Raw genomic sequence first — 6843 nt, forward strand, 5'->3', positions numbered from 1 at the left:
TCGGGCTTTCTTCTTGCACCGCTCGGAACGAGCCGGACTTCCCAAAAGCCCCCGCTTTTAAACGTGGGGTTCCTTACTGTCCATCGACCGGACACAATATAACTCGGATGCGCGAGCGAAGACGCTCGCACTCCTAACTGTTGTTAACTATCAAATGTCAATCGATCGACTATCAACGGACTAAAAGAATGCCGGTTGGTGGCGGATCAAATTCAGGAATTCTTCGCGAGTTTTCTGTTCCTCTTGGAACACGCCCAACATGGCACTCGTAACCGTCCAAGCACCGGGTTTTTGCACACCCCGCATCGTCATGCACATATGGCTGGCTTCCATGACTACAGCAACTCCCTTCGGTTCCAATATTGTCTGAACTGCTTCGGCAATTTGGCGCGTCAAACGTTCTTGCACCTGCAATCGGCGGCTGTACATCTCGGAAATTCTGGCTAATTTGCTCAATCCCACTACTTTTTGGTTGGGAATGTAAGCAATGTGAACTCGGCCCATAAACGGCAGCATATGGTGTTCGCACATACTGAATACGCTGATGTCTCGCACCAGTACCATTTCGTTGTGACCTTCGTCAAAGATAGCGCCGTTGAGGAGTTCTTCGAGGGATTGACTGTAACCGCTGGTGAGAAACCGCATTGCTTCTGCTACCCGCTTCGGGGTTTTGAGCAATCCTTCGCGTTCAGGGTCTTCTCCTACTCCCAGCAGCAGGGTGCGAACGGCCTCCATCATTTCTTCTTGCCCTACTTCTGAGGGTACGGGTACGCTGGATTCTTGACCGTGCGAGGAATTGCGATCTGGTCGAGTGGGGATGCGCGGGGAGTTGTTCTCTGCGGTTTGTAACAGTTTCATGCTGTCAGTCGAGATTGAATTCGAGCCATTGGAATCGGCGGAAGATGCAATTGTCATAACAAGTTGGTGTGAGGGTGAATCGATTTTAGATTTTAGATTTTCGATTTTCGATTGGGGGATATAGCTAGAGATTCAAAGATTGTTGAATTGAGAAAAATCCAGCAGTCTAAAATCTCAAGTTCACAAAACTCCTGCGTTGGACATGAGCGTGATTTCTTCAATTACTGCACTTGCTGGCAACTGAACTGCGTGCAGAATTGATTGGGCGACGATTTCTGGGGTTAACATGGCGGTGCGATCGAAGTCGGCGTCCACGGTGTCTGTGTCCCACAGGGGAGTGTTGACAGAACCCGGACAGATTGCTGTTACGCGAATTCCGCGAGCCCGTTCTTCGGCGGCTAAGGTTTTAGACAAAGCCATGAGACCGAATTTGCTGACGCAGTAGGCTCCCCAGTTGGGGAAGGCTTGGGTGCCAGCGATCGAGGAAACGTTGATGATGATTCCCGATCCGCGATCGCGCATGGACGGCAAAACTCCTAGAATGCACTGCCAAACGCTAGTAAGATTGAGGTCTAGAACGTTCTGCCAGTCGGCTAGGGACGTTTCAGTTAAGGAGCCGGTGTAGCCCATGCCAGCGCTGTTGACTAGGATATCTACGGAACCCAATTGAGATGCGATCGCGCTGATGCTGCTTTGCACTTGCTCAATTTTTGCCAAGTCTAAGGGATAAGCTTCTGCTTTCACTCCGACTTCTCGGGCTGCTGCGGCAACGGCTTCTAATTTTTCCGACTCTCGGCTAACTAAGGCCAGATTTATGCCCTCGGCGGCGAACGCTAGAGCCGTCGCTTTGCCAATACCGCTGCTGGCTCCGGTAATCAGAGCCTGCTTTGTTGTTGGATGGTTCATTCAGTGTCCTAATACTTTCGCTCGGCAACTCCCTACAGCGTTGCAGCCTTCTGAGGCAAATTAGACAACTGTCTGCTGCGGGTGATAACAGTTAATTATGAGATCAACATTAAGAACTGTTAAGCCGGTGTCACCTGAGAAATTATAACACTGCTGACAGATCCGCAGAATAATGAGCTGTGAGTTATGAGTTTAAAGTTAAGAATTTTTAACTCATAACTGATAACTCTGAATCGATCGGCTCAAGCCGAAATTTCATTGAATACACCGATGTGGCGAAACTTTTGATACCGGAGTTCGCGTCGCTGCTGACCGGTAAGCTGTGTTAGTTCTGCTAAGTTTTCTAACAAAGCTTGTTTGAGTATGGACGCAGCTTTGAGGGGATTCGAGTGAGCGCCGCCGATCGGTTCTGGCACTATTTGATCGAGAATTCCGAGGTTTTTCAAATCCCAGGAAGTGATTTTGAGAGCTTCTGCGGCCAAGTTAGCTTTACCAGAGTCTTTCCAGAGAATGGCCGCGCAAGCTTCGGGGGTGGCGACGGTGTAGACGGAATGTTCCAGCATCAACAGTCGCTCGCCGACACCGATACCCAATGCGCCGCCGGAACCACCTTCGCCAATGACGGTGCAAATAATGGGAACGTCGAGGCGAAACATTTCTCGGAGGTTACAGGCGATCGCCTCTCCCTGTCCGAGCTGTTCTGCTTCTAAGCCCGCCCAAGCCCCCGGAGTGTCGATAAATGTGAAAATTGGCATTCCGAAGCGATCGGCGTGTTCCATCAACCGCAGGGCTTTGCGGTAGCCGCCGGGAGCCGCCATGCCGAAGTTGCGGGCGATATTGTCTTTAGTGTCGCGCCCTTTTTGATGGCCGATGATGACTGTGGGAAGCCCGTCTATGCGGGCAATTCCACCGACGAGGGCCGGGTCGTCTCCGCCGCGCCGATCGCCGTGAAGCTCGATCCACTCGTCGCTAATTGCCTGAATGTAATCGAGGGTGCTGGGGCGGCGCGGGTGACGGGCGAGTTGCAGCCGCTGCATGGGGGACAAGCTGCTGAAAATTTCTTGTCGCAGTTGGGCTGAGCGAGCTTCTAGTTTGCGAATTTCGTCGGTGACATCGACGCTGTTTTCTGCGGCGAGTTCTCGAATCTGGTGAATTCGGGTTTCGAGTTCGGCCAGGGGCTTTTCAAAATCTAAGAGTAAGGGTTTACGGTCTGGGTTTGGCACGCGGATAATTTCTATAAGGAAGGTTTTGTCAGGTTTTGTCGATCGACTCTTTCGAGATCCTACCCTGTCAGGGGATGCTAAAAAAGACGGCCAAATTGGAAACTTTGAGTTTTAAATTTTGTATGATATCAAATTTGGTCACATCATCATTATCCTATAGCGCGAGCTTCCCGCTCGTGCTGCACTCCGAAAAATATTATTCCGATGCCAAAGAAAAAGTCAACAGTTAAATTTTCCAATTTAACTGTTGACTCTTAACATCAAACTGACATTAATAAAGGTCGGAAACCGTGTTTGACAGAAATCAGACCGATTTGCTCCATCTTCTCCACAGTAATTTGGTTCCGTCCCCAAGAAAAATTGGTATACAATTTTTCAAATTCCAGCAGCATTGATTCGGCAAAACAGGCAAACAACTGTCGGCCCGGTACATCCATATTGACAATCTTCATAATTTTCCACTCAATATCGAGGGAATGCTCCACAATCCCGCCATTGAGTACGTAAATTTCGGGATGCTGAACCTGAGTTGCCAGATTTTTCGGATAGCCACCGTCAATCAATAAACATGGTTGCTTCAATGTCTTAGGGTCAATTTCTACTCCCTTGGGCATACTGGCTACCCAGACTACAATATCGGCTTGGGGGAGGGCTTCTTCCAAGTCCATAATTTTGCCTCGGCCCAATTCCGATTGCAAATCTTGTAATCGTTCTTTGTCGCGGGCAATGAGCAACAATTCTGCTACATTTGTTTTAACATTGAGCCAGCGACACACAGCACTGCCAATATCGCCAGTAGCACCACAAACGGCTACCGTGGCTTTTGAAAGTTCAATCCCCAATTTAGGGGCTGCTTCTTCTACTTGGCGACACAGGATATAAGCCGTGTGAGTGTTACCAGTGGTGAAGCGTTCAAACTCCAACTTGAGATTGCGAATTTGCTTAATTTGCTGCAAGTTGAAAGTCTCAAAAATGATCGAAGAAAAGCCGCCTAAAGCAGTGATGTTAATCCCGTTTTTTTGAGCGTGTGCCATCGCATTAAGGATTTTGCGAGTGGCTGCTTTAATCCGGCGAGTGGCTAGCATTTCTGGCAGAAAACAGGACTCCACATAGCGCCCTTCTATTTTTTGTCCAGTGATGCTTGTTACCGTGATCTGATCAACTATTTGAGGCGGTGCGCTGCACCAAAAATCGAGACCTTGATCGGCATATTCTGGATAGCCCAGCTCGTTAGCTACTGATTGGGCGTGTTCTAAGCTGGTTAAGTGACCGATTAGACCAAACATTAAGTTGTCAAATGAAGGAAGATGGAAGGTGGAAGATGGAAGATGGAAGATGGAAGATGGGAAGATTAAAAATTTATATTTTAAAATGAGTTATCCCATTTTTAATTTTTAATTTTTAATTTTTTTCCCATTCTTTATTTCCGAATTAACTAGGCTGCGAGGCCTTGTGCTGACATCCGCATGATATCGCGGTTGTTAAAGCCTATGTTGCCTAGAGCTTCGCCGTAGGCAATCATAAAGTCTTCGATTAAAGCGTCTTTTTCCATTCCCAAGACGCGGGCATCGTCTGCGACAGCGTTTAGCAGCTTCCAGATGATGGGCAGGTTTTGGCGGTTGGCGGCTTCTAGTTCCGCTTTGGATTCCTCAAAGTGAGCTTGCAGCCAGACTTCCCCAAAGTTGAGGTGGCTGTATTCTTCTTTGACGACGCCTTCGGTGATTTTGCGAGCAAAGTCATCGGCGACGGGGATGTAGATGTTGTAAGCTGCGATCGCAAAACACTCGATAATTAGCGATTGAATCAACAAGCAAGTTACAATCTGACCTTGGGCCGCTGCCGTCTGGAAGTTTTTGTGCAATTCCGAAAAGAACTGCTTGGCAAATGCCATGTCGGGCGTGACTTTAAGATTCCGGCCACAAGCTTGGAAGCCTTTCATGTGGCGGTTCTCCATCTTGGACAAGCCAATTAACTCTGCTTTTTTGTCAGCCAACAGTTCGGCCAGTGTCAGGTAATTGTCGTGAGCTTCTTGTTCGCCTTCAATCACAATGGCGTTGATGCGGCTGTAAGCATCTTTGTAAGTTTCGGTTTGAAAGTCAATTGTTGGGCTGGCCTCAAGCTGGGGCATAGATATCTAGTCTCCTTATATAAGCTTGCGGGATGTTTGGAAACCCCTTTAAAATGGGGGGTCAGTGACAGAACACTTTACCTATTTTGAACGCACCCCATCTAAATCACAGATTATAGCTGAGGATTCTTTCGACAAAGAACTTTTCTTTGACTATCCGGGAAAAACTGGCGTCCTCAGCGTGTTGGCCGGACTTTTGCCCTCGAACACTCCAGAAAGACTATCGCTAGAATGCTATCTATTTACTAATTACTGGAATTAGTCGTTAGTCGATCTTTTGCCCGGAAATAGATGATAGAAATACGGTCTATGTCTCCACCTTTAAAGGTTTTACAGTACCAAATCTATCTCTAACATTATATCCTAACCACAACTTCCTCGCTGGGTACTCCTTCTTTCCCTCTACCACATATTATGTTGTATGGGAATCCTCTGGGAGGCGATCGGGTTGGAGAACCTCACAGGCTTATTATTTTAGGTTAATTCACAAATTTATGGGTAAATCCTTTGACAGATCTCAAGCGCTGGAATTGCTGAGTTTTATTTGCTTGCTGGCGGGGGCTGCGCTGGTGCTGCTGCCACTGGCTGCTGTATTTTTGGTTTCTTTATCACCATCTGGTGTTGGTGTCAAGGCCACAGGCTTGACTTTTGCGAACTATCACGAGGCTTGGCGACGGGGCAATTTTTTGTTGGCATTCCTTAATTCTACTCTAGTGGCGATCGCAGTGACGGGTTTTCAGGTTGTGACTTCTGCTTTGGCCGGTTACGCCTTGGCCCGGCTGAAGTTTCGCGGGCGACAGGCCCTAGTTTTGGGGGTTTTGGCGACGCTGGCTATTCCGTTTCAGCTTTTGGTGATTCCGATTTTCTTGGTTTTGAAGTGGGGCCATCTGCTGAATACTTACGGGGCGTTGATTTTGCCGACGGCGGCTAACGGTTTTGGGATTTTTCTGCTGCGCCAGTATTTTATGACTGTTCCGGTGGAGTTGGAGGAGGCTGCAATGCTGGATGGGGCTAACCGCTGGCAGGTTTTGTGGCAGGTGATGTTACCTTTGGCCCGCCCTGCTTTGGTGACGCTGTTTTTGTTTACGTTTATCGGGGAGTGGAACGATTTGTTTAAGCCGCTGGTGTTTACGACGCGGCCGGAGTTGCGGACTGTGCAGTTAGTTCTGGCGGAATTTCAGGAACAGTTTACAAGCAGTTGGCAGTTGTTGATGGCGGCGGTGGTAATTGGAACTGTACCGGTGGTGTTGCTGTTTTTGGCCGGTCAGCGGCAGTTTATTCGCGGGATTGCGGCAACGGGGATTAAGAATTGAGTTTGAGATGCTTCGCAATTAAGTTTGTAGTCATTTGTTGAACCATTCTCCAGAACAGGCAAGATGCCTGTTCCACAAATACTAAATGTTCTTGTGGAACAGGCATCTTGCCTGTTGCTGACATTGGTGCGAAGTCAACTCCAAGCGGACTAAGAGATAAAGGGGATATCAAAGCTGTATTATGTGAATCTATGCAAAAGCTCGGTTTGTTTTTATTTATCGTATCTTTTCTACCGTGGTTGGCAGTCTTTTTTGTTGTGCCCTTCCTGCCGCTGGACATTACCCAAAAAACTACTTTATCTTTCGTTCTGGCTGTTGGGGCGGAAGTTTGTTTTTGGGTAAGGATTCAGGTGAAAAATAGTGAGAGTAAGAGCCGAGAAATATGGTAATGTAGTCAGATGAGCGAAAAATCAGA

At 47.9% G+C, this 6843-nt stretch carries 8 protein-coding genes; 3 read left to right on the forward strand and 5 right to left on the reverse strand.

All coding sequences use genetic code 11. The annotated features are described in order from the left end of the window. Positions 1-180: 180 nt before the first annotated feature. The 5 genes from folE to QUB06_RS33575 all read right to left on the reverse strand — a co-directional run bounded on the left by folE (position 181) and on the right by QUB06_RS33575 (position 5115). On the reverse strand, positions 181-915 hold the full coding sequence (gene folE, locus QUB06_RS33555; RefSeq protein ID WP_333439043.1) for a GTP cyclohydrolase I FolE: 735 nt from the start codon (positions 913-915) through the stop codon (positions 181-183). 123 nt (positions 916-1038) lie between these two features. Next, positions 1039-1764, reverse strand: coding sequence for an SDR family oxidoreductase (locus QUB06_RS33560; RefSeq protein ID WP_333439045.1), 726 nt, complete (start codon positions 1762-1764; stop codon positions 1039-1041). A 242-nt stretch (positions 1765-2006) separates the two neighbouring features. Continuing rightward, the gene (accA, locus tag QUB06_RS33565) at positions 2007-2987 is read right to left on the reverse strand and encodes an acetyl-CoA carboxylase carboxyl transferase subunit alpha (RefSeq protein WP_333439047.1); all 981 of its coding nucleotides are present in this window, start codon (positions 2985-2987) and stop codon (positions 2007-2009) included. Positions 2988-3247: 260 nt separating this feature from the next. Continuing rightward, complete coding sequence (locus QUB06_RS33570) at positions 3248-4273, reverse strand: long-chain acyl-[acyl-carrier-protein] reductase (protein WP_333138722.1); 1026 nt, start codon at positions 4271-4273, stop codon at positions 3248-3250. A gap of 149 nt (positions 4274-4422) precedes the next feature. Beyond that, entirely contained in the window at positions 4423-5115 is a 693-nt protein-coding gene (locus QUB06_RS33575; protein ID WP_333045307.1) for an aldehyde oxygenase (deformylating), read from the reverse strand. A gap of 64 nt (positions 5116-5179) precedes the next feature. On the opposite strand from QUB06_RS33575, the gene QUB06_RS33580 reads away from it, so the two are divergent. The 3 genes from QUB06_RS33580 to QUB06_RS33590 all read left to right on the forward strand — a co-directional run bounded on the left by QUB06_RS33580 (position 5180) and on the right by QUB06_RS33590 (position 6817). Next, positions 5180-5377, forward strand: a complete 198-nt coding sequence (locus tag QUB06_RS33580; protein ID WP_333439049.1) for a hypothetical protein — start codon at positions 5180-5182, stop codon at positions 5375-5377. Positions 5378-5609: 232 nt separating this feature from the next. Beyond that, positions 5610-6428, forward strand: coding sequence for a carbohydrate ABC transporter permease (locus QUB06_RS33585; RefSeq protein WP_333439051.1), 819 nt, complete (start codon positions 5610-5612; stop codon positions 6426-6428). Positions 6429-6535: 107 nt separating this feature from the next. After that, on the forward strand, positions 6536-6817 hold the full coding sequence (locus QUB06_RS33590) for a transporter suffix domain-containing protein (protein WP_333439053.1): 282 nt from the start codon (positions 6536-6538) through the stop codon (positions 6815-6817). Positions 6818-6843 lie beyond the last annotated feature (26 nt).

The sequence above is a fragment of the Microcoleus sp. D2_18a_D3 genome, from assembly GCF_036702455.1.
Lineage (GTDB): Bacteria > Cyanobacteriota > Cyanobacteriia > Cyanobacteriales > Microcoleaceae > Microcoleus.